The organism is Streptomyces roseifaciens (assembly GCF_001445655.1).
Classification (GTDB): Bacteria; Actinomycetota; Actinomycetes; order Streptomycetales; family Streptomycetaceae; genus Streptomyces; species Streptomyces aureoversilis.
Map to the genome: position 1 here is coordinate 3,192,420 of NZ_LNBE01000004.1, position 22,067 is coordinate 3,214,486.

Sequence of the window (22,067 nt, forward strand, 5' to 3'; positions counted from 1 at the left end):
CCCTTCGTTGTTTCCAACCTTACCAGATCCGTTTTCCGGTCCATTTCCGGTCCGAATTCCGTTTCCGGCCCCCTGTTGGAGCGGGGTTTCGCCTTTCAGCTTTCGCTTTCCGGCGGTGATCCCGACTTTATCAGACGCTTTCCGGCCGAAGCTAATCGGCTTTTCGCTTCCGATAAGGGATCAAGGTGCTCGGGGTGAATCTCGTTCACCACCAGAGCTCTGTAGACACTAGCCGTTCCCTGGGAACCTGTCCAGTTCCCCGGCAACCGTTCGAATCTACCTCCCCACGCGCCCTGTGTCAACAGGTCTTGTGGGGCGAAGAGGACACTACCAGGCTGACCAGCCCCTCTGCACATCAGGCGAAGGACGACGGGGGACTCTCCAGGTCCTCCAGCTCGACGCCCGGTGCCGACAGGACGACGTCGCCGGCGAGGTTCACCGTGTGCTGCTCGCCCGTCTCCAGGTCGGTGACCTGGTACGCCTCCACCTGGAGCGGGCCCTCGTCGGTGGCGTGTGCCGTCCTGCCGACCAGGGCCCACGACTGGTCGAGGGTCCGGGGGGCGAGGACGGGAGAGGTGAAACCGACGAGCCGGATGCGCGTCGCGCCCGCGCCTGGGGTCAGCCGCAGGGCCCGGGACAGGGCGACATAGAAGGCAGGAGACGCGCCGGTGAAGGCACGGGCCTCTGCGACGTTGCCTTCCGTGGCGTGCTCCCCGGTCGGGTCGGTGCGGACCCAGGTCACTCCGTCGAGCGCCGCGCCGCGCACCTGCCAGCTTCCGGCGTGGAGCTGCACGCGGATCGGTCGGCCCAGGTCGTCGAGGGTGAGGTCGACGGAGCCGGCGTGGTCGCCGGCGGGGGTGGTGATCTGCGAGACGTAGCGCCAGCCGGAGGGGCCGGTGGCGCAGTGGAAGTGCTCTTCACCGAGGGGGGTGTGGTCGTGCGGGTCGTGGAGCGAGTAGCGGCCGCGGGGCATGGTGGGGTCCTCGACAGAACAGGGACAGGCCCCTGCCTTCCCGGCAGGGGCCTGCTACCGATTGCTTTTGGTGCTGCTGGCGCTGCTGGTGCTGCGCCGGTGTCAGTAGCGGTAGTGGTCCGGCTTGTACGGACCCTCGACCGGGACACCAATGTAGGCCGCCTGCTCCGGACGGAGCTCGGTCAGCTTCACACCCAGCGCATCCAGGTGCAGCCGCGCCACCTTCTCATCCAGCTGCTTCGGCAGGACGTACACATCCGTCGGGTACGACTCCGGCTTCGTGAACAGCTCGATCTGCGCCAGCGTCTGGTCCGCGAAAGAGTTCGACATCACGAACGACGGGTGACCCGTCGCGTTCCCCAGGTTCAGCAGACGACCCTCGGACAGCACGATCAGGACCTTGCCGTCCTCGAACGTCCACGTGTGGACCTGCGGCTTCACCTCGTCCTTCACAATCCCCGGGATCTTCGCCAGACCCGCCATGTCGATCTCGTTGTCGAAGTGACCGATGTTCCCCACGATCGCCTGGTGCTTCATCCGGGCCATGTCCGAGGCCATGATGATGTCCTTGTTGCCCGTCGTGGTCACGAAGATGTCCGCGCTCTCCACGACGTCCTCCAGGGTCGTCACCTGGTAGCCGTCCATCGCCGCCTGCAGCGCATTGATCGGGTCGATCTCCGTCACGATCACCCGCGCACCCTGCCCGCGCAGCGACTCCGCACACCCCTTGCCCACATCGCCATAACCACACACCACCGCGACCTTGCCACCGATCAGCACATCCGTGGCCCGGTTGATCCCATCGATCAGCGAATGACGGCAACCGTACTTGTTGTCGAACTTCGACTTCGTCACCGCGTCATTCACATTGATCGCGGGGAACAGCAACGTGCCCTCACGCTGCATCTCGTACAGACGATGCACACCCGTCGTCGTCTCCTCCGTGACACCACGGATCTCCGACGCCAGCTGGGTCCACTTCTGGGGGTTCTCCCCCAGCGTGCGGTTCAGCAGGGTGAGGATCTGGGCGAACTCCTCGCTGTCCGCCGTCGACGGGTCCGGGGCGCTGCCCACCTTCTCGAACTCGACGCCCTTGTGGACCAGGAGGGTGGCGTCACCGCCGTCGTCCAGGATCATGTTCGGGCCGCCGGTGGCGGTGTTCGGCCAGGTCAGCGCCTGCTCCGTGCACCACCAGTACTCCTCCAGGGACTCGCCCTTCCAGGCGAACACCGGAATGCCCTGCGGGTTCTCCGGGGTGCCGTTCGGGCCGACCGCGATGGCGGCGGCGGCGTGGTCCTGGGTGGAGAAGATGTTGCAGGACGCCCAGCGCACCTCCGCGCCCAGCGCCACGAGGGTCTCGATCAGAACGGCCGTCTGCACCGTCATGTGCAGCGAACCAGTGATACGCGCACCCGCCAGCGGCTGCGCCTCCGCATACTCCTTGCGGATCGCCATCAGACCGGGCATCTCATGCTCGGCCAGCGTGATCTCCTTACGGCCGAAGGCCGCCAGCGAAAGATCCGCGACCTTGAAGTCCTGGCCGGGGGAAGTGGTGGTCATACGGGCTGCTCCTCTGTGAAGGGCGAGCGAGGGTGGACACGGCCGTGCATGCGGTCGTGCTGCCTGAGCAGCTGGACACACTGGACACACCGGTGCCCCGACCGCAGCGCAGTCCGTCGGAGGCCCTCTCTCCCTCGGCCGGTCCGTCGCGCGGGCCGCCCGACCGCCATCAGCAGCGACGTCTGGCTCGTTCACGAATCTACACCGGGGGGCCCGCCGAACCCCACCCCCACTGGCGCCCTATCCGCCGGAACGTCAGATTCCGGAAAGCTCGCGCTCGCTGACACCGGAACGGCCTCGTTTCCTGTGCAGGTCAGGTGTTGCAGGATGCGAAGAGCGCGAGGGCGCGGCACGCCCCGCGGGCGATCCGTTGTGAGGAGATCCACGTGACCAGTCCGGCCGATCCGCCCGAGCGTGACACGGCGCCAGAGGGACGCAGGCTGCTCGCCGTGACCGCCTGTCCGACCGGGATCGCGCACACGTACATGGCGGCGGAGAAGCTGGCCCAGGCCGCGCAGGAGCTCGGCTACGGGATGAAGGTGGAGACGCAGGGGTCGATCGGGGCCGAGAACGTCCTCTCCGACGCCGAGATCAGGGAGGCCGACGGCATCATCGTCGCCGCCGACAAGGACGTCGACCTGAGCCGCTTCGCGGGGAAGCGGGTGCTGTCCGTCGGGGTTGCCGAGGGCATCCGTCATCCGGAGCGGCTGATCCGGGACGTGCTGAGCGCGCCGGTCCACCGGGGGGACGGCGCGGGGGCGGGGACCGGGGCCGGGGACGGGGCGTTCGCGGGGGCGGGTGGTGGCGGGAGGGAGCGCGGCACCGTCTACAAGGCGCTGATGAACGGCGTCTCGTACATGATCCCGTTCGTGGTCGTCGGCGGTCTGCTGATCTCCGTGTCGCTCGCCCTGGGCGGGCGGACCACCCCTCAGGGGATCGTCTTCGACAGCTCCTTCTGGCAGACGGTCAACGACATCGGCGCCATCGGCTTCGCGCTGATGATCCCGGTGCTCTCCGGCTACATCGCCTATGCCGTCGGGGACCGGCCGGCTCTCGTGCCGGGCATGGTCGGGGGCTGGATCGCGAGCCACGGGGAGCTGTACGACAGCAAGGCGGGGGCGGGGTTCATCGGGGCGATCGCCACCGGGTTCCTGGCCGGCTATCTGGTGGTGTGGATCAAGAAGGTCAGGGTGCCGGAGTTCGTCCGGCCGATCATGCCGATCATCGTGATCCCGATCGTGGCCACGACGACGCTCGGCCTGTTCTTCGTCTACGTCATCGGCCGGCCGATCGCGTGGGTCTTCGAGCACCTCACGAGCTGGCTCGGCGGGCTCACCGGGACGAGTGCGGCGCTGCTCGGCGTCGTGCTCGGCCTGATGATCGCCTTCGACATGGGCGGGCCCGTCAACAAGACGGCGTTCCTCTTCGGTGCGGGGCTGGTCTCGAAGAACCCCGAGATCATGGGCATGTGTGCCGCGGCCATTCCGGTGCCGCCGCTCGGGCAGGGGCTCGCGACGCTGCTGCGGCGGGGGCTGTTCAGCAAGCAGGAGCAGGAGACCGGGGCGGCGGCGCTGTTCATGGGGTTCTTCGGCATCACCGAAGGGGCGATCCCCTTCGCCGCGGCCCGGCCCGCGCGGGTCATTCCGGCGAACATGTGCGGCGGTGCGGTGGCGGGTGCGATCGCGGGGCTCGCGGCGGTGGCGGACAACGTGCCGCACGGGGGGCCGATCGTGGCGGTGCTCGGGGCGGTGGACGGGGTGCCGATGTTCTTCGTCGCGATCGCCGTCGGCACGGTGGTGACGGCGCTGATGACGGTCACGCTGATGACCGTCGGTGCGCGGCCGGCTCCCACCCGGGGAGCGACTCCCCCTGCTGCCCCTGCTCCCGCCGTGGAGGCGCCTGCCGGGGCCGGGCTGCCGGCGGGCGGGCCCGACGGTTCCGCGCTCTCCGGCCACCTCACCGTACGGACCGTGCGGCCGCGGCTCGCGGCCCACGGGAAGGAGGCGGCGATCCGGGAGATGGCCGGGCTGCTGGCCGCGAGCGGGCACGTGGACGACGTCGACGGTCTGGTCGCGGCGGCGCTCGCGCGGGAGGAGATGGGGACGACGGGGCTCGGGGAGGAGATCGCGATCCCGCATGCGAAGACGGATGCGGTGTCGGCCCCGGTGGTCGGGTTCGCGCGCTCGGAGGGCATCGAGTGGGGGGCGCTGGACGGGACGAAGGCCCGGCTGATCTTCATGATCGCCGTACCGAGCGCCGCCGCGGGCGACGAGCATCTGCGGATCCTGGCGATGCTGTCGCGGAAACTGATGGATCCGGGCTTCCGGGAGCGGTTGCTCTCGGCGGAGGCGGATGCGGGGGCCCTGGCGGGCATCCTGCGCGAGGTCCAGTAGCGGTACGGGGTCCCCAGGTGCGCCGCGCCTGGGGACGGCCGGTTGTGGACGGCCGGTTGCGGCTGAGCGGTTGTGGCTGAGCGCCGCGGCGGCGGGAGTCGCTGCTGGGCGGCAGCACCCGTGACGGCCGTCCGGACGGGGTTCGCACCGGGAACCGGGACGGGCTCGGCACCGCCGGGACGGTTGCTTTCGGCTGATGCTTTCGGCTGAGCGCCGCGGCGGCGGAAGGCGGTTGCCGGAGCTGCAGCCCCGTGGCGGCCGCCCGGGGCGCGGGCGTCGCGTCCGGCACGGAGGCCGCGCCCTGAGGCGCCGTGAACCCGCAAGGGCATCACAGCGGCCCGGGCACGGCCTCCGCGTCGTTCTTCCTCAGTGGCGGGGCGGGCCGCCCGGGGTCGCTGCCGGGTCGGCGCCGGCCGCTGCCGCTTCCTCGCGGTAGACGTCCGGCTCCAGGTAGATGACCCGGGCGATCGGGACCGCCTCGCGGATCCTCGCCTCCGCAGCGTCGATCGCACGGGCGATCTCCACGGCGGTGTCCTCGTGCGGCACCGCGATCTTGGCCGCGACGAGGAGCTCCTCGGGGCCCAGGTGGAGGGTGCGCATGTGGATGACGCGGGTGACGGTCTCGCCGTCGACGGCCGCGGCGCGGATCTTCGCGAGCTGCTCCGGTCCGGCGGCCTCGCCGAGCAGCAGGGACTTCGTCTCCGAGGCGAGGACGATGGCGATCAGCACCAGCAGGGCGCCGATGCACAGGGTGCCGATGCCGTCCCAGACGCCGTCGCCGGTGACGATGGAGATGCAGACGCCGCCGAGGGCGAGGACGAGGCCGACGAGGGCGCCGAAGTCCTCGAGGAGGACGACGGGCAGCTCGGGGGCCTTGGCGGTGCGGATGAACTGGCCCCAGGACTGCTCGCCGCGCAGCTCGTTGGACTCCTTGATCGCCGTGCGGAAGGAGAAGCTCTCCGCGATGATCGCGAAGACGAGGACGCCGACCGGCCAGTACCAGTGCTCGATCTCGTGCGGTTCCTTGATCTTCTCGTAGCCCTCGTAGAGCGCGAAGACGCCACCGATGGTGAACAGGACGATCGAGACGAGGAATCCGTAGATGTAGCGCTCGCGGCCGTAGCCGAAGGGGTGCTCCTCGCTGGCCGCGCGCTTGGCCTTCTTGCCGCCGAGGAGGAGCAGTGCCTGGTTGCCGGAGTCGGCGACCGAGTGCACTCCTTCGGCGAGCATCGACGACGAGCCGCTGAACGCGAACGCGACGAACTTCGCCACGGCGATGGCCAGGTTGGCGCCGAGCGCGGCGACGATGGCCTTGGTTCCGCCTGATGCACTCATATGTGCGGGCTATCCCTTCCGCCCTGATCCACCCCTGGACCGCCGGGCTTTGCGGTTCCTTTACGGCGGGCCATTGTTGCAGCCGCCGGGCGGAAGGGGCGTCAGACCGCGACCGTGGCGCGGAAGACCCTGGCGTCGTCACCGGCGAGCACCACGGTCTCGGCCGCCCGTACGAACGCGGATTCGCCCTGGCCGAGCCGCAGCTCCTGCCCGTCGTCCGCCGTGCGCAGGACGGCGCTGCCCGAGGTGCACAGGAGGATCTGGGGCGTTCCGGAGGGCAGCGTGGTCGTGGAGCCGGGGGCGAGGTCGAAGCGGGAGAGGCGGAACTCCTCGACGGGGGTGCCGTAGACCTCCTCGCCGCCGGCGTCGGCCTCGGGGCGCAGGACGGCGGCGGCGGTGCTCTCGAAGCGGACGACGCGCAGCAGTTCGGGGACGTCGACGTGCTTGGGCGTCAGCCCGCAGCGCAGCACGTTGTCCGAGTTGGCCATGATTTCGACGCCGAGGCCGTCGAGGTAGGCGTGCGGGACGCCGGCGCCCAGGTAGAGGGCTTCGCCGGGCTGGAGGCGCACGTGGTTGAGGAGCATGGCGGCGATGACTCCGGGGTCGCCGGGGTAGTGCCGGGCGAGGGAGACGTAGGCGGTGCAGGCGTCCCGGTACGGCCCTTCCTGCGCGGAGAGCCGCTCGGCCGCGGCGGCCGCCTCGGTGACGGTGCGGGCCATCTCGCCGTGGTCCGCGGTGAGGACGGCGGTGAGCACCTCGCGCAGGGCGTCCGCCTCGGGCTGGGCGTGCAGGAGGTCGGCGTACGGCTTGAGGGAGTCGACGTCGAGTGCGGCGAGGAGGGCGGCCGTCTCGCCGGGCGCGCGGAAGCCGCACAGCCCCTCGAAGGGGGTGAGGGCGCAGAGGAGTTCGGGCTTGTGGTCGGTGTCCTTGTAGTTGCGGTGGGGGGCGTCGAGGGGGACGCCCCGGGCCTCCTCCGCGGCGTGACCGGCCGCCGCCCGGGCGAGGTCGGGGTGAACCTGGAGGGAGAGCGGGGAGCCGGCGGCGAGGACCTTGAACAGGAACGGCAGGCGGGGCCCGAAGCGGCGGACGGCCCGCGCGCCGAGCTCGCCCTCGGGGTCGGCGGCGATGACGTCGGACAGCGGGCGCAGGCCCTCTCCGCTGCCGCTCCGGTCGACGCGGGACGGGGCGCCGGGGTGGGCGCCCATCCACAGCTCGGCCTGCGGCTCGCCGGTGGGGGCGGTGCCCAGCAGCGCGGGGATCGCGGTGGTGGAGCCCCAGGCGTAGGGGCGCACGGTGTTGACGAGGCGGTCCATGCGGGCGATTCCTGACTGTGTGCGTACGGCGTTTCTACGGGTCTACGGGGTCGAGGCGAGGGCCAGGTAGACGGCGGCGAAATCCGTGATGGCCAGCAGTTCAGCGGCGGTCTGCAGGGGACTGTCGGCGTCGGTGGGCTCCAGCTCGCTGACGGGCGTCTCGCGCTGCAGGGCGAGTTCGCGGGCGGCGGGGGCGGGCGAGGTGACGTCGGGCTCCCGTTCGCGGAGCAGGACGACGCGGGCGTGCAGGGCCTCGGGCTCCTCGACGCGGTCGCGGAAGAAGTCCTCGGGATCCGCACCGGCGGCGAAGGCCCCCGCGAGGAGGGTGCCGTGGGCGGTCAGGGCCTCGGGCAGCTCGGCGGCGAGGGCCGGTCGCCCGGCGAGGGCGGCGAGGACCGTCGCGAAGTGCCGGCCCGCCGCGCCGGCGAGCTCGCCCTCCGTCCAGATGAGGGGGAGGGTGTCGGCCAGCTCGGCCGCCAGGGTCTTGGCGGGGTTGCTGTAGGTGGCGATGGCCGGGCCGCAGCGCTCGGCGACCTGGTCCAGGCGGTCGGCGAGCGCCTCGACGTCGGAAGGGCCGCCGGTGAGCAGCCCTATGCGGTCGGCGAGCACGAGCAGGGGGGTGAGCAGGGACCACATGAGGCCGGGGCCCGGGGGCAGCGCGGGGCGCTCGCCTGCCGGGGCCTCCTCGCCGGGGAGAGCGCCCGGTTCGCCGCCTGCACGGGCCTCGTCCGGCGAGGTGGTCAGCGGGATCGCGAGGCCGCGGGCCTGTGTGGTGGCGTCGGCGAGGGGGGAACCGGCCGGGCTGACGCAGACGACGGAGCAGCCGCGGCGGTAGGCCTGTTCGAGGAGGATGGCGAGGCCCGGCTCCGTGCCGTCCGGGCTGGCGACGAGCAGCAGGTCGAGCGGGCCGGTCCAGCCGGGGAGGGTCCAGCGCAGGGCGCCGGGCGCGGGGGCGACGCCGGTGGGGCGGATCAGGGTGACGGGGGCGCTGCCCTCGGCGAGGGCGGTGAGCAGGTCGGCGGTGCAGCCGGCCGCGGGGCCCGGCCCTGCGATCAGGACGGCGCGGGGGCGGCCGTCGGGGCGGAGGTCCGTGACGCCGGCTTCCGCGGCGTTGCGGGCGGCCGTACGGACCCGGGCGCCGGATTCTGCGGCGCCGCGCAGGAGGCCGTGGATGTCGGCGCGGGACAGGGCGTCGGGATCATCGAGGAGTGACTCGTCGAACACCGTGGATCAGCCTCCGGTCGCCGTCGTGTACGCCGTGCGGGTGCCCGGCCGGGCCTACGGTGCGGTGGGCCGCCGGGCGGGGTCGGGCGGGGGCGCTCCGGCGTCAGGCCGGGCGCCGGGCCTCGTCCACGAGCAGGACGGGGATGTCGTCCCGGACGGGGTAGGCCAGGCCGCAGCCCGTGCCCTCGCACACCAGCTCGGGGGACTCCTCGGAGGCGGACTCGTCGCGGAGGGGCGCGTGGCACGCCGGGCAGGCGAGGATCTCCAGGAGACCGGCTTCGAGCGGCATGAGGGGTTCCCTTCGGATGTACGTCTCTGTCCGGCCAGGGTACCTTCGCGCCCCGCCGGGAGAAGCGCGGCATGCGGGTTCGCCATGGCGCTCTGCCGTGGCGGGTTCGCCGGTGCGGCCGGTGCGGCACCGCCGGGACGGTCGGGTTCGCGTGCTCGCCGTCGCGGCGGATTCAGGGGCTGAGACCTCGTCCGGCGTGCCGGGCCCCGGCGGCTTCCTCCCGCCGCAACGGCGATCCGCCGCAGCCGTGCAGCCCGGCGGTGCCGGACCCATCGAGGCGGGTACGGCACCGGATCGGTCGAGTCGGGCTGTTCGCCATCGCGGCGGATTCAGGGGGCTGGGCCCGGCCTTCGGCCGCAGCTGAACGCCGACGCGGCGGACGCCGGGCCGGTTCGGCACGGGGACCGCGTCCGCCGTGCCGGTGCCCGGTGTGCGTCCTACGCCCGGACGATCGCCAGGACCTCGTCCCGGATGCGGGAGACCGTCTCCGCGTCGCGGGCCTCGACGTTCAGGCGGAGGAGGGGCTCCGTGTTGGAGGCGCGGAGGTTGAACCACCAGTCGGAGGCCGCCACGGTGAGGCCGTCGAGCTCGTCGAACTCCACGCCCGGCACGTTCTCGTACGTGGCCCGGACGGCCGCCGTGCGCCCGGCCTGGTCGGCGACGGTGCTGTTGATCTCGCCGGAGCCGGCGTAGCGGTCGTACTCGGCGACGAGCTCGGACAGCGGGCCGCTCTGGCCGCCGAGGGCGGCGAGGACGTGCATGGCGGCGAGCATGCCCGTGTCGGCGTTCCAGAAGTCGCGGAAGTAGTAGTGCGCGGAGTGCTCGCCGCCGAAGATGGCGCCGGTGCGGGCCATCTCCTCCTTGATGAAGGAGTGCCCCACGCGGGTGCGCGCGGGCTTGCCGCCGCACTCCTTGACGACCTCGGGCACCGACCACGAGGTGATCAGGTTGTGGATGACGGTGCCGCCGGGGTGCTTGGCGAGCTCGCGCGCCGCGACCAGGGCGGTGATCGCGGAGGGGGAGACGGGGTCGCCGTTGCCGTCGACGACGAAGCAGCGGTCGGCGTCGCCGTCGAAGGCCAGGCCGATGTCTGCGCCGACCTCGCGCACGCGCTGCTGCAGGTCGACGATGTTCTTCGGGTCGAGGGGGTTGGCCTCGTGGTTGGGGAAGGTGCCGTCGAGCTCGAAGTACATCGCGTCGAGCTCGAGGGGCAGGCCCTCGAAGACGGTGGGCACGGTGTGCCCGCCCATGCCGTTGCCGGCGTCGACGACGACCTTCAGCTCGCGGATGCCGCTGAGGTCGACCAGGGAGCGCAGGTGGGCCGCGTAGTCCGCGAGGACGTCCTGCCGGGTGAGGGTGCCGGTAGTCGGCGCGGGCTCGGGGGCGCCGTTCTCGAGCCAGCCCTCGACCAGGGAGCGGATCTCGCCGAGGCCGGTGTCCTGCCCGACGGGGGCCGCGCCGGCCCGGCACATCTTGATGCCGTTGTACTGCGCGGGGTTGTGACTGGCCGTGAACATCGCGCCCGGCAGGCCGAGGTGGCCGCTCGCGAAGTACAGCTGGTCGGTGGAGCACAGGCCGATCTCGGTCACGTCCACGCCGCGGGCGGCGGCGCCGCGGGCGAAGGCCCGCGAGAGGCCGGGCGACGAGGGCCGCATGTCGTGCCCGACGACGATCGCGGCCGCGCCCGTCACTTGGGCGAAGGCGGCGCCGAAGAGCTCCGCCAGTGCTTCGTCCCACTGATCCGGGACCACACCGCGTACGTCGTATGCCTTCACGATCTGCGACAGATCAGCCACAGCCAACGCCTTCCTGGGTCCGGTACGGGGGGACAAACCTACCGGGACGGACCGGCGATCCGGACGCGGGCTGCTCGAGCCCCGGTCGAGGGGCAGGCCGTGACGCCGTCAGTTGTCGGGCGAGCGGAGGACCCTGAGGTGGCCCCGGCGGGCGACCTCCATGGGATCGGCGTCGCGGCCGGCGGTGCTGGGCGGCGGGCCCGGCTGGACGGCGCGCTCCTGCGGGCGGGCCGCTTCGCGCACGGCGTTGGCGAGTGCTTCGAGGTCGTCGCCGCTGGGGCGGGCGGGGCCGCTGTCCAGGGCGAGGCGCACGACGTCCCAGCCGCGCGGAGCGGTCAGCCGCTCGGAGTGCTCGGCGCACAGGTCGTAGCAGTGGGGTTCGGCGTAGGTGGCGAGCGGTCCGAGGACGGCTGTCGAATCGGCATAGACGTACGTCAGCGTCGCGACGGCCGGGCGGCCGCACGCGGTGCGCGAACAGCGACGTACAGGGCTCACGACGTTGGACGGTACCGCACTCTTGAGCGGGCCGCGACGACTCACCCCCGGCTCACCCCTCCGTGTCGTCCTGGTTCGTCCCGTGGACGCCTGCTTCTCCCCACCGCGCTGACCTGCGCGGAGGGCTGTGAACAGGGTCTCACCAGGCCGTGGACCGGTCACCGGCGCCCCCGCTCCGGACCCTCGCGAACAGACCGGACGGTCCGGTACCTGACCATAATTGATCACAGGTCTGGCCGGAATGTTCATCAGGCGACATTCCCGGGATACGCGACAGCCGCGTACGACAGGGCGGCCGACGGATACCCTCAAGAGTGATGGACAACCGCGTACCTCCCCCTGCCACCACCGGGGGTCCCCCGAGCCACGCCGGGCCGCGCCCGCGCCGCCGCGACCGACACGGACGCGGCATGCGCGGGCCGATCGCACCGCCCCAAGTGCCGCTGTCGGTCAGCCGCGGCGAGGCGTTCGTCGACATGGTGCACGACTCCGCCGAGCGACTGGAGCGCCGCTGGCCTCAGCTCGCCTCCGTCGACTTCGTGGTCCGCGAGGTACCGGTCACCAGGAGCGACGCGGGGAGCGCCATGAGCGACCCCGACGGCCTGGACGCCTTCGACTTCGACGGCGAATCCGTCCCCCTCGGCCGCTACGTGGCCGCCCGCGGCGACTCCCCCGACCGGATCGTGATCTACCGCCGCCCGGTGGAGATCCGCACCAAGAACCGCGACGAGCGCGCCCTGCTGGTGCACGAGGTCGTCGTCGAGCAGGTCGCCGAACTCCTCGGGCTCGCCCCGGAGTCGGTCGACCCCCGCTACGGCCAGGACTGACCGGGACGCCGGCGCCCCCCGGTCCGCCCGTCAGCGGTTGAGCACCGGGCGCCGGCTCAGCGGTTGAGCATCGACAGGTCCTGCCCCGTCTCCGGAACGGCCACCGACGAACGGTCGTCCGGCAGCGGCTGGATCGTGAACATGGGCACGCCGTCCTTGGGCAGCGCCAGCATCCGCGAGGCGTGCACCGGCCCGCCCGAGACCTTCTCCACCGTCACCGCGAACGACCCCTTGACGCCCGCCGGCTGCGGCGGCTCCACGGTCAGCGTGGTGCCCGGCTTCACCGTGTACGTCTTCACCGCCGGCTCGCCGCCCTCGCTGCCCGCAGAGGAGGTGACCTTCACCTGCGCCGCCTCCTTGCCGGGCGCGGCCAGAGCGAGCGTGCTGCCCTTGGGGCGGTTGTCCGCCACCGTGGCCCGCCCGCCGAGCTGCGCCACGGCGGGGACGAACGCCGTCTCCTGCTTGTCGTCCTTGCCGCGCGTGACGCGCAGCGCGGCGACGACCGGTGCGCTCCTGCCGTCCGCCGTGAGCAGCAGCGAGCCCGCCTCGCCCTTGGCGACGTCGCCCAGGTCGACGGCCGCGGTCATGCCGCTGCGGACGTGCAGCGTCTCGTGGCCGGCGGGGGTGATCGCGCCGTTCGGCCCGGCGAAGCGCAGCTTGAGGTCGGCGTCGTCCGAGCCGGGGGCGAAGACGACGAGCCGCACGGACGTCGCGTCGCCCGGGATGCCCGGCAGGACGGCGTCGGCGGCCGGCTCGGCGGACGCCGGGATCCAGTCGCCGCCCTTCTTGTCGTCAGCCGACTGCAGCCCCGCACCGACGCGGCCCGAGCGGGCCGCCACATGCACCGTCAGGTCCTCCTCGGGCGCCTCCGAGAGGGAGGACAGGAGCACCGGGACGGTGGAGCGCGGCGGGACCGTGACGCCTTCCCCGGCACCGGCCTTGACCCGGCCGTCCTTGCCGTAGAGCTCCAGGTCGACGACGGCCGCCGTACTGTCGGGGTTGGTCAGGTGGACGTAGTCCTGGCGGCCCTTGACGGTGCTCGCGCCGGGGAACCAGAACGAGGTGTCCGGCGCCGTGCAGGTCAGCCCGTGCAGCCCGCGTCCGCTGCCCGCGGCGACCACGGTGGTCTGCTGCACGGTCCAGCCCGGGGCGAGCGTCCCGTCGGCGCTGCCGATGAGGGCGGGGGCGTCGGAGCGGCCGGTGGTCGCGGTGGCGGGCTTGCCGGTCTCCTTCAGGGACAGGACCGAAGTGCCCGCGGGTGCGGGGCCCTTGCCGTCCTTCCCTTCCTTGCCGCTCTTGGCATCCTTCGCGGCCTTTTCATCCTTCTTGGCGCTGTCGTCCTTCTTTGCGCCCTCTGCCGACAGCAGTTCGGCCGCGCCCTTCTTCGCGGCCTTCGCCCCGCCACCGACCGGGGTGAAGGCGGTGTAGGCCGTCTCCCCCACGTCCGACGAAGTCGGGGCCGGGCAGAGGGTCATGGAGCGCTGGACGGGCAGCCGGGCGGGCGCCTTCGCGGCCGTACGGGCCGTGCTGCCGGTGCCTTCGGTGCTCTCCGTGCCGGACGGCGCGGTGAGGACGGCCGCGCCGCCCAGGGCCGCGAGGGCTGCGGTGGCGGCGAACAGGGACAGGGTGGTGCGCTTCACTGCTGCTCGCTCCCGTCGCGGTGGTGCCGGTCACCGCCGCCGTACGTCGTGTCGTGTGCCCCGCCGTAGGTGTACGGGTCGTACTGCCCGGTCGGCGCGGCCGGTGCGGCCGGCCCGGTCGCGTAGGGCTCCGCCGGGTAGTGGCCATGACCCTGGTCCTGGTACGGGGCCTGCTGCTGTGCGCCGCCGTAGGAGGCGTCGTACGTGCCGTCGTAGCTTCCCTGGTAGTGCTGTTCGCCGTACGGGTCGTAGGGCGTCTCCTGCGCCCCCTGCCCGTACTGCTGCTGCCCGTACTGCTGTGCCTGCGGCTGTTCCTGCGGCACCGCGGCGTACGGATCCGCCACTTGCTGTTGTCCGTACGGATCGGCGTAGACGTCGGCGTACGGAGCCGCGTACGGATCGGCGTAGGAGTCGGCGACGGGCTCGGCGGGCGGGGCTTCCGGCACGGGAGCCGCGTCCAGCCGGTCGGCCTCCGCCGCGGCCCGCAGCCTGCGCGCGCGGCGGCCCTCTCCGGCGGCGGCCTGGGCCGGCACGGAGGCGGGCGCGGACATGGCCGCAGGTGCGCTCCCCGCCTCCGGGAGGTCGTCGTCGACCTGGCGCTTGCGCCCGGGCAGGGCGAGCACCACGAGGACGGCCGCGAGGAGGCCCTGGGCCCACAGCCAGGCGGTGTGCGCGGCGGGCGCCTTGTAGGTCAGGACGAGCTTGCCGCCGCTCGTGGGGAGGGCGAAGCCCTGGGCCCAGCCGTCGACGGTGGTGCTCTTGAGGGCGCGCCCGTCGAGGGTGGCCTGCCAGCCGGGGGCCGCCTTGTCGGCGACGCGCAAGACCCGGCCCGCGGGACCGGCGGGGAGCGTGGCACGGGCCTCCACGGGCCCTGCGGCGACCGGGACGGGCGCGGGACGCTGCCCGCCGCCCTGCCCGCCGCTCTGTGCGCCTCCCTGCGCCTCTCCGGCGACGACGGTGATGCGGGCGACCTCCCGGTCGACCCGCCACAGCGAGGCGTCGTCCTGGCGGCTGAGGCGGGTCAGGCCGGGGGTGGTGTCCAGGACCCGGCCCATGGCCGCGGGGGCGCTGTTGCGGACGAGGACGTAGCCGACGGCGTAGCCGCCGAGGAGGTCCGCCTGGTCGGCTCCGGAGCCCGCGACGAGACCGGCGACGACGGAGTCGAGCTTCGGGTCCGCCCCGGCGGCCGCGGCGGCCTCGGCGTCACCGAGCCGGGTGCCGGAGCCCCGGACGAGCGCGTAGGCGACCCGGCCGTCGCGGCCGTCGAGGACCAGGGTGCGGGCCCGGTCGCGGGTGGCCGCCTCCTCCGCCACGAACGCCGGCACCTGCGCGGGGTCGCGCCGCTTCAGCGGGCCGTCGGCGCCGCCCACGGCCCAGCCCACGGCTGCGACGAGCGGGGCGGCGCCCGCGGCGAGGGCGATGAGGGCGGCCACGGGCTGCCGCCAGCCGAAGCTGCTGGCGGCCACGCGCGCCCGCGCGCCTTCCGCGCCGACGGCAGCTGCGGCGATGAGCGCGAGGCCGTAGACGAGGGTGGCCGGCCCGGCCCAGGCGGAGCGGGCGGAGAGCACGGCGGCGGCGAGGGCCGCCAGGGCGGCCACCCAGGCGCCGCGGACGGCGAGCTGACGGTCGGCGCGCAGCAGGGCGGCGAGCGCGGCCAGGACGACGCCCGCCAGCAGCAGTCCGCCGACGGCCTTCGAGCCTCCGGGGTCCGCGGTGAGCAGGTGCAGGGGGGAGGACCCGCCGGCGACGGCCGGGTCGAGCCCGGCCTCGGTCAGGAAGCGGCCGGGGTGCGCGAACAGGCCCAGGGACCAGGGCGCCAGTACGGCGACGGGGGTGAGCACGACGGCCAGGAAGCGCGGGGCGTGGAGCACCAGCCGTGCGCGCCCGCCCTGGGCGCCGTGCAGCGCCAGGGCGCCCAGGCCCAGGACGACGGCGAGCGGCCACACCACCGGGGTGAACGCGGTGGTGACGGCGAGCAGGAGGGCGTACGCCCAGGACGCGCGCCATGTGGGGCGGGCGCCCGGGACGCGCAGGCCGGTGGCCGCGACGGCGGTGCGCGCCATGAGCGGCAGCAGGATCGCCAGGACGGCGGTGCCGAGCCGGCCGGCGGCGAGGGCGCCGGTGGCCGCGGGCAGGAAGGCGTAGGCGACGGCGGCCCAGGCCCGCAGGGGGCGGGAGGAGACCAGCGGCCGGGAGGCGAAGTAGGCGGTGAGGCCGGCCAGGGGCACCGAGCAGACCAGCAGCAGGGTGAGGGTGAAGCCGGTGGAGCCGAGGAAGAGCGTCGAGAGGGTGGCGAGGACCGCCAGGTAGGAGGGCGCGCTGCCGGTGCTGCCGACGCCGACCGGGTGCCAGCCGTCGGTGTACTGCGCCCACAGGGCGGAGGCTCCGTCGGGCGCGGGCAGCAGGGCGCCGCCGGCCAGGCTGCCGCCGCCGAAGAGCTGGCGGCAGGCGACGACGGAGACGATCAGCAGGAGGCCGAAGAGGACCGGTGCGGGCTTGCGGACGAGGCGCTTGATGCGGGCGAACTGCTCGATCTCCAGGAAGTCGGCGTCCTCCCCGGTCGGCCCGGACTCGACGGCGCCGTGGCGCCCGCCGGAGGAGGGTGCGTCGTCCCAGCGGCCGCCGAAGTTGCTCGCCAGCTGTTCGGCGGCGGCCCGGAGGGTCGCGCCCGGTGGCGGGAACAGGGCTCTCATGTCGGCCGGTGCGACGGCGGGTGCGCCGCGCTTCGCCCTCGCGGCGCGGATCCGGCCGGGGCGCAGGAGGACGCCGAAGAGGCCGGCGAGTTCGTCGAAGGCCTGCGCGGGGGCCTTGCCCAGGAGGTAGCCCATGGCGTGCAGGAGGCTGCCGAGGACGAGCCGCAGCACGACGTAGGCCAGGAGCGGGCCGCGGGTGTTGGCGAGCAGCGTGTGGACGGCGCCGGCCTTGTCGACGCGGTGCGGGTTGACGGCGCGGCGGCCGGCGCAGTCGACCGGGCGGCGCTCGCGGGCGGCGGCCTCGGCGTGCCGCAGGACGGCGTCGGGGGCGACGAGGACGCGGTGTCCGGCGGCGTGGGCGCGCCAGCACAGGTCGACGTCGTCGCGCATGAGGGGCAGCTTGGGGTCGAAGCCGCCGAGCTCCTCGAAGACGTCCCGGCGCACGAGCATGCCGGCGGTGGACACCGACAGCACCGTGCGCACCTGGTCGTGCTGGCCCTGGTCCTGTTCGCGGCGGTCGAGGCCGGTCCAGCGGCGGCCGCTGCGGGCGATGGAGACGCCGGTCTCCAGCAGCTGGCGGCGGTCGTACCAGCCGCGCAGCTTGGGGCCGATGACGGCGGCCCCGGGCTCGGACTCGGCGACGCGCAGGAGCTCGTGGAGGGCGCCGGGCTCGGGGGCGCAGTCGTCGTGCAGGAGCCACAGCCACTGGACGGGTTCGAGGTCGGCGTCGCCGTGGCGGCGGCCGTCGCCGGGCTGGTCGTAGGCGTCCTCGCGCCAGGTGCGGCTGACGGGGTCCCAGCCGCTGGAGCGCTTGAGGTAGGGCAGTTCTTCGGGGTCCGGTGCGGGGGCGGCGCGCAGGGCCTCGTCGACGGCGGTGCCGAAGCCGGCGCGGCGGGCGAGGTGCAGGACGCGGTCGGGGCCGAGGGCGTCGGCGAGCAGCTGGGCGGAGTCGTCGGCGCTGCCGGTGTCGGCGCCGACGGCGGCCTGCACGGGGCGCTCCTGGCCGAGGAGGCCCTCGACGGCGTCGGGGAGCCAGCGGGCGCCGTCGTGGCTGACGATCACGGCGGTGACGACGTGGCGCGGGAAGGCCGGTGCGACGGCCGGGTCGAACGCGGGCAGGCGGCTGGGGGCGGCGGACGCGGCCGCCGTCTTCGAGTGCGCCGCATTGCTGTGCACGGACATCGGGGTACGGGCCCTCCGGCCGGGGTCCGGGGCGGGCCCCGGATGGGTGCTGTGCTGGACTGCGCCGGCCGCGGGTGCGCCCGTCGGGGCGGCGGTGCGTCTCGGACGCGGCCCCACACTAGTGGCTGCGCACACAGCGGTCCGCCTCGCGCCGCGGGCGCGGCTGGGCGGACCGTGGGTCGTCCCGTACGTCTTCGGGTGGGGAGGGCCGTACCGGCGGAAACCCCGGCCGGGCCCGGCTCCGAACCCGGCGATCGGCGCCACGGGGCGCTAACCCCTGGCTTCCGCTTTTAACTTTCGGTGACTATCGGCCCATGAATTCAGGGATTTCTCGCGGAATCACTGGCCCCCGAATCACCGAAACCGAATCACGGGCTCCGGTCCTGGATAAGACTGCTTATCCGTCTCATAGGACCTCAGGGACCATGCGCCTATCCGTATGCCTATCGGAAGCTCAGACCGCTGCCTTCTTGAGGCGGCGGCGCTCGCGCTCGGACAGGCCGCCCCAGATGCCGAACCGTTCGTCATTGGCAAGGGCATATTCAAGGCATTCCGAGCGGACTTCGCAGGCGAGGCAGACCTTCTTCGCCTCCCGCGTGGATCCGCCCTTCTCGGGGAAGAAGGACTCGGGATCGGTCTGAGCGCACAGCGCGCGCTCTTGCCAGCCGAGCTCCTCGTCCGCCTCCTCGACCAGCAGTTGCTGAAACAGCTCGGTCATGTGCGCCCCTCGTCTGTCATTTACGTCCCTGTGTCTCCGCCTTCATCAAAGTACGGCAGAACGACACGGGTGAAATTACAAGTGTGCCGATCCGGGCCAGTCAAGCCGGGATCTGCTATTGGGCCCCTTATTCACTCTGCGGAACCAAAGCCAAGCAGAAAGTGTCCAAAAGATTACAAGTCCGGACAGACCCCTCTGCCGGCCACGGCCGCCCCGCCCCCCTCTGCAAGAAGAGGACGTCACGCGCGGCAATCCCGTTGCACCGTCCGGCCGAACGATGTTTGCGGCCCCGACTGGAGCGCCACCTGTCCATGGTCACACCCCCGCAAACCTTGGAGCACCCACAGTTACCGGATGAGGTGAAACATTGCCCCCAAAAGGGACACGCAGTTGACACAACGTGTCCGGTCCCGTCACCGTGGTGGGCATGCCAGTGAACGCCGCCCTCAGCCTGACCCGTGACTACGGGTCCCGCTGCGCCGTGCAGGCTCGCTGTCGCTGTTCCAGCTGTTGATGCCCCAGAGCTCCGGCTGACCCCTTCTTTCCCGGGGTCCCGCACCATCCGCCCGCGTGGCCGTCACCCCGGCCGTCCGCGGCACACCGCGCCCTCGCGCCACCCGTAGCTCCGGGCGCCCCACGCTCCGCCTGTCACCGCGCCCTCCCCCGCACCTCGCCGAGGAACCTCCGCACATGAACAGCGACGTCCAGATCGCCGGCGACCCGCTCGCCATCCCCCACCTGCTGCCGCCCGCCCCCGCCCACCCGCGCACCGTCGCCGAGTTCGCCGGGCTGGCCCGCGCCGTCGCAGCCGACCGCGCCTCCTGGGCCCACCTGGTCCGGTACGACGCCACCACCCGCTGGTACCACCGCCTCCGCACCGGCCCCGGCTACGAGGTCTGGCTGCTGAGCTGGGTGCCCGGCCAGGGCAGCGGGGCCCACGACCACGGCCCCTCCTCCGGAGTGCTGACCGTCCTCGAGGGGGAGCTGACCGAGATCACCGGAAGCACCGGGCCGCTCGACGGCGCACGGCAGGTGCTGCGCGCCGGAGCGCAGCGCGTCTTCGCCCCCGGATACGCTCATGAGATCGTCAACGACTCCCTCGCGCCGGCCGTGAGCCTCCACGTCTACTCGCCGGGGCTGACCGAGATGCCCATGCGCCGGCCCGCGTCGGCGGCCGGCCGTCCCGTCGCCGCACCGGCCCTCACGGCTGCCCCCGCAGGCCTGGACGCCGTACGGGGCTGACGGCCCGCACGCCGCAGGCCACCACCCCTCGGGAGCGGCCCCCCGCCCTGACAGACTGACCGCATGCAGCGCATTGTGGTTCTGGCCGGCGGGATCGGGGGCGCCCGCTTCCTCCGTGGCCTCAAGTCAGCAGTCCCCGACGCGGACATCACCGTCATCGGCAACACCGGCGACGACATCCACCTCTTCGGGCTCAAGGTCTGCCCCGACCTCGACACCGTGATGTACACCCTCGGCGGAGGCATCCACGAGGAGCAGGGGTGGGGCCGGGCCGGCGAATCCTTCGCCGTGAAGGAGGAGTTGGCGGCGTACGGCGTCGGGCCCGAGTGGTTCGGGCTCGGCGACCGCGACTTCGCCACGCACATCGTCCGCACGCAGATGCTCGGCGCCGGCTATCCGCTGAGCGCCGTGACCGAGGCTCTGTGCGCGCGCTGGCAGCCCGGGGTGCGGCTGCTGCCGATGAGCGACGACCGGGTCGAGACGCACGTGATGGTCGACGACCCCGACGGCGAGGACGGCGCGCGCAAGGCCGTGCACTTCCAGGAGTACTGGGTGCGCCTGCGGGCCGGCGTGCCCGCGCACGCGATCGTCCCCGTGGGCGCCGAGCAGGCCAAGCCCGCGCCCGGCGTGCTGGAGGCCGTCGCCGAGGCCGACGTCATCCTCTTCCCGCCCTCCAACCCCGTCGTCAGCATCGGCACCGTCCTGGCCGTGCCCGGCATCCGCGAGGCCGTCGCCGGGGCGTCCGCGCCCGTCGTCGGCCTCTCCCCCATCGTCGGCGGCTCGCCCGTGCGCGGCATGGCCGACAAGGTGCTGGCCGCCGTCGGCGTCGAGTCCACGGCCGCGGCCGTCGCCCGGCACTACGGCTCCGGGCTGCTCGACGGCTGGCTCGTCGACACCGTCGACGCCGGTGCCGTGGCCGAGGTCGAGGCCGCGGGCATCCCGTGCCGGTCCGTGCCGCTGATGATGACGGACACGCAGGCCACGGCCGCCATGGCCGCGCAGGCGCTCGCGCTGGCCGAGGAGGTGCGGGCGTGAGCGCGCCGGAGCACTCCGGGGGCCGGGCCCCCGGGTACCGCGTCTGGGCCGTGCCGGGCATCCCCGAGGTGCAGGAGGGCGACGACCTCGTCAAGCTCCTCGCCTCGGCCGTCACGGCCGAGGGCATGCCCGGGCTCGCCGACGGGGACGTGCTGCTCGTCACCTCGAAGATCGTCAGCAAGGCCGAGGGGCGGCTGCTCCTGGCCGGCGACCGCGAGGCGGCCATAGACGCCGAGACCGTACGGGTCGTCGCCCGGCGCGGGACCCTGCGGATCGTCGAGAACCGGCAGGGGCTGGTCATGGCCGCCGCCGGCGTCGACGCGTCCAACACCGCCGCCGGGACGGTCCTGCTGCTGCCCGAGGACCCCGACGCCTCCGCCCGCGCCCTGCGGGCCGGTCTGCGGGAGGCGCTCGGCGTCGACGTCGGCGTCGTCGTGACGGACACCTTCGGCCGGCCCTGGCGCAGCGGTCTGACCGACGTCGCCATCGGCGCGGCCGGGGTGCGGGTGCTGGACGACCTGCGGGGCGGTGTGGACGCGCACGGCAATCCGCTGAGCGCGACCGTCGTCGCCACGGCCGACGAGCTGGCCGCCGCCGGGGACCTCGTCAAAGGGAAGACCGCGGGGCTGCCGGTCGCCGTGGTGCGCGGGCTGCCCCACGTGGTGGGCGAGGGCGAGGACGGCGACTCCGGGGCGCGCGCTCTGGTGCGTTCCGCCGCCGAGGACATGTTCCGGCTCGGGACGTCCGAAGCGGTGCGGGAAGCCGTGACGCTGCGGCGGACCGTGCGCGAGTTCACCGGCGAGCCCGTGGACGGCGCCGCCGTGCGCCGGGCCGTCGCCGCCGCCGTCACCGCGCCCGCCCCGCATCACACGACGCCCTGGCGGTTCGTCCTGCTGGAGTCCGGGGAGGCGCGGGTGCGGCTGCTCGACGCCATGCGGGAGGCGTGGATCGCGGACCTGCGGGGGGACGGGTTCGGCGAGGAGAGCATCGCCAAGCGGGTGCGGCGCGGTGACGTGCTGCGGAATGCGCCGTATCTGGTGGTGCCGTGTCTGGTGACGGACGGGTCGCACACCTATCCGGATGCGCGGCGGAACGCCGCCGAGCGGGAGATGTTCGTCGTGGCGGCCGGGGCGGCCGTGCAGAACTTCCTCGTGGCGCTGGCCGGGGAGCGGCTGGGGTCGGCGTGGATCTCGTCGACGATGTTCTGCCGGGACGCGGTGCGGAAGGTGCTGGAGCTGCCGGAGGGGTGGGACCCGATGGGCGCCGTGGCCGTGGGGCACGCGGCGGCACCGCCGCGGGAACGGCCGGCGCGGGTCACGGACACGTTCATCGAGGTCCGCTAGCGCCGCGGG

16 protein-coding genes are annotated in these 22,067 nt (G+C 73.4%); 5 read left to right on the forward strand and 11 right to left on the reverse strand.

Annotation, left to right across the window (positions count from 1 at the left end; all coding sequences use genetic code 11):
* Positions 1 to 355: 355 nt before the first annotated feature.
* Together AS857_RS31495 and ahcY are read right to left on the reverse strand one after the other, a co-directional pair.
* Positions 356 to 973 (reverse strand): hypothetical protein, encoded by a 618-nt coding sequence (locus tag AS857_RS31495; protein ID WP_058046554.1) that lies wholly within the window; start codon positions 971 to 973, stop codon positions 356 to 358.
* A gap of 102 nt (positions 974 to 1,075) precedes the next feature.
* Entirely contained in the window at positions 1,076 to 2,533 is a 1,458-nt protein-coding gene (gene ahcY / locus AS857_RS31500; RefSeq protein WP_058046555.1) for an adenosylhomocysteinase, read from the reverse strand.
* A 386-nt stretch (positions 2,534 to 2,919) separates the two neighbouring features.
* On the opposite strand from ahcY, the gene AS857_RS31505 reads away from it, so the two are divergent.
* Positions 2,920 to 4,926 (forward strand): fructose-specific PTS transporter subunit EIIC, encoded by a 2,007-nt coding sequence (locus AS857_RS31505; RefSeq protein ID WP_058046556.1) that lies wholly within the window; start codon positions 2,920 to 2,922, stop codon positions 4,924 to 4,926.
* A 366-nt stretch (positions 4,927 to 5,292) separates the two neighbouring features.
* Here AS857_RS31505 and AS857_RS31510 read toward each other — a convergent pair whose 3' ends face one another.
* The 6 genes from AS857_RS31510 to AS857_RS31535 all read right to left on the reverse strand — a co-directional run bounded on the left by AS857_RS31510 (position 5,293) and on the right by AS857_RS31535 (position 11,423).
* The gene (locus AS857_RS31510) at positions 5,293 to 6,261 is read right to left on the reverse strand and encodes a cation diffusion facilitator family transporter (RefSeq protein WP_058046557.1); all 969 of its coding nucleotides are present in this window, start codon (positions 6,259 to 6,261) and stop codon (positions 5,293 to 5,295) included.
* Between the two features lie 101 nt (positions 6,262 to 6,362).
* Positions 6,363 to 7,574 (reverse strand): mannose-6-phosphate isomerase, class I, encoded by a 1,212-nt coding sequence (gene manA / locus AS857_RS31515; RefSeq protein ID WP_058046558.1) that lies wholly within the window; start codon positions 7,572 to 7,574, stop codon positions 6,363 to 6,365.
* 42 nt (positions 7,575 to 7,616) lie between these two features.
* Entirely contained in the window at positions 7,617 to 8,798 is a 1,182-nt protein-coding gene (locus tag AS857_RS31520) for an SIS domain-containing protein (RefSeq protein ID WP_058046559.1), read from the reverse strand.
* Between the two features lie 103 nt (positions 8,799 to 8,901).
* Positions 8,902 to 9,087 (reverse strand): Trm112 family protein, encoded by a 186-nt coding sequence (locus AS857_RS31525; RefSeq protein WP_058046560.1) that lies wholly within the window; start codon positions 9,085 to 9,087, stop codon positions 8,902 to 8,904.
* A gap of 437 nt (positions 9,088 to 9,524) precedes the next feature.
* On the reverse strand, positions 9,525 to 10,883 hold the full coding sequence (locus AS857_RS31530) for a phosphomannomutase/phosphoglucomutase (protein WP_058046561.1): 1,359 nt from the start codon (positions 10,881 to 10,883) through the stop codon (positions 9,525 to 9,527).
* Between the two features lie 108 nt (positions 10,884 to 10,991).
* Entirely contained in the window at positions 10,992 to 11,423 is a 432-nt protein-coding gene (locus AS857_RS31535) for a DUF3499 domain-containing protein (RefSeq protein WP_079110756.1), read from the reverse strand.
* Positions 11,424 to 11,788: 365 nt separating this feature from the next.
* Between AS857_RS31535 and AS857_RS31540 the strand changes: the two genes are divergently transcribed.
* Positions 11,789 to 12,205: a metallopeptidase family protein gene (locus AS857_RS31540; RefSeq protein WP_058046563.1), complete on the forward strand. Its 417-nt coding sequence runs from the start codon at positions 11,789 to 11,791 to the stop codon at positions 12,203 to 12,205.
* A gap of 56 nt (positions 12,206 to 12,261) precedes the next feature.
* Here AS857_RS31540 and AS857_RS31545 read toward each other — a convergent pair whose 3' ends face one another.
* The 3 genes from AS857_RS31545 to AS857_RS31555 form a co-directional block, all read right to left on the reverse strand.
* Positions 12,262 to 13,845, reverse strand: a complete 1,584-nt coding sequence (locus tag AS857_RS31545; RefSeq protein ID WP_058046564.1) for a DUF5719 family protein — start codon at positions 13,843 to 13,845, stop codon at positions 12,262 to 12,264.
* Positions 13,842 to 17,720, reverse strand: coding sequence for a glycosyltransferase (locus AS857_RS31550; protein WP_058046565.1), 3,879 nt, complete (start codon positions 17,718 to 17,720; stop codon positions 13,842 to 13,844). Before AS857_RS31550 ends, AS857_RS31545 begins: the two co-directional genes overlap by 4 nt.
* Positions 17,721 to 18,174: 454 nt before the next feature.
* Positions 18,175 to 18,438: a WhiB family transcriptional regulator gene (locus AS857_RS31555; RefSeq protein WP_004952403.1), complete on the reverse strand. Its 264-nt coding sequence runs from the start codon at positions 18,436 to 18,438 to the stop codon at positions 18,175 to 18,177.
* 690 nt (positions 18,439 to 19,128) lie between these two features.
* On the opposite strand from AS857_RS31555, the gene AS857_RS31560 reads away from it, so the two are divergent.
* From AS857_RS31560 to AS857_RS31570, 3 genes are all read left to right on the forward strand, one after another.
* The gene (locus AS857_RS31560) at positions 19,129 to 19,680 is read left to right on the forward strand and encodes a cysteine dioxygenase (RefSeq protein ID WP_058046566.1); all 552 of its coding nucleotides are present in this window, start codon (positions 19,129 to 19,131) and stop codon (positions 19,678 to 19,680) included.
* Positions 19,681 to 19,743: 63 nt separating this feature from the next.
* Complete coding sequence (gene cofD / locus AS857_RS31565) at positions 19,744 to 20,715, forward strand: 2-phospho-L-lactate transferase (protein WP_058046567.1); 972 nt, start codon at positions 19,744 to 19,746, stop codon at positions 20,713 to 20,715.
* Positions 20,712 to 22,058: a coenzyme F420-0:L-glutamate ligase gene (locus tag AS857_RS31570; RefSeq protein WP_058046568.1), complete on the forward strand. Its 1,347-nt coding sequence runs from the start codon at positions 20,712 to 20,714 to the stop codon at positions 22,056 to 22,058. The genes cofD and AS857_RS31570 overlap by 4 nt, the downstream gene beginning before the upstream one ends.
* Positions 22,059 to 22,067: the final 9 nt, after the last annotated feature.

Excerpts from the sequence above, each read along its gene's own strand:
- ahcY (WP_058046555.1), bottom strand. The coding sequence starts at position 2,533 with ATGACCACCACTTCCCCCGGCCAGGACTTCAAGGTCGCGGATCTTTCG.
- cofD (WP_058046567.1), top strand. The coding sequence starts at position 19,744 with ATGCAGCGCATTGTGGTTCTGGCCGGCGGGATCGGGGGCGCCCGCTTC.
- manA (WP_058046558.1), bottom strand. The coding sequence starts at position 7,574 with ATGGACCGCCTCGTCAACACCGTGCGCCCCTACGCCTGGGGCTCCACC.
- AS857_RS31560 (WP_058046566.1), top strand. The coding sequence starts at position 19,129 with ATGAACAGCGACGTCCAGATCGCCGGCGACCCGCTCGCCATCCCCCAC.
- AS857_RS31510 (WP_058046557.1), bottom strand. The coding sequence starts at position 6,261 with ATGAGTGCATCAGGCGGAACCAAGGCCATCGTCGCCGCGCTCGGCGCC.
- AS857_RS31555 (WP_004952403.1), bottom strand. The coding sequence starts at position 18,438 with ATGACCGAGCTGTTTCAGCAACTGCTGGTCGAGGAGGCGGACGAGGAG.
- AS857_RS31525 (WP_058046560.1), bottom strand. The coding sequence starts at position 9,087 with ATGCCGCTCGAAGCCGGTCTCCTGGAGATCCTCGCCTGCCCGGCGTGC.
- AS857_RS31540 (WP_058046563.1), top strand. The coding sequence starts at position 11,789 with ATGCGCGGGCCGATCGCACCGCCCCAAGTGCCGCTGTCGGTCAGCCGC.
- AS857_RS31495 (WP_058046554.1), bottom strand. The coding sequence starts at position 973 with ATGCCCCGCGGCCGCTACTCGCTCCACGACCCGCACGACCACACCCCC.
- AS857_RS31550 (WP_058046565.1), bottom strand. The coding sequence starts at position 17,720 with ATGTCCGTGCACAGCAATGCGGCGCACTCGAAGACGGCGGCCGCGTCC.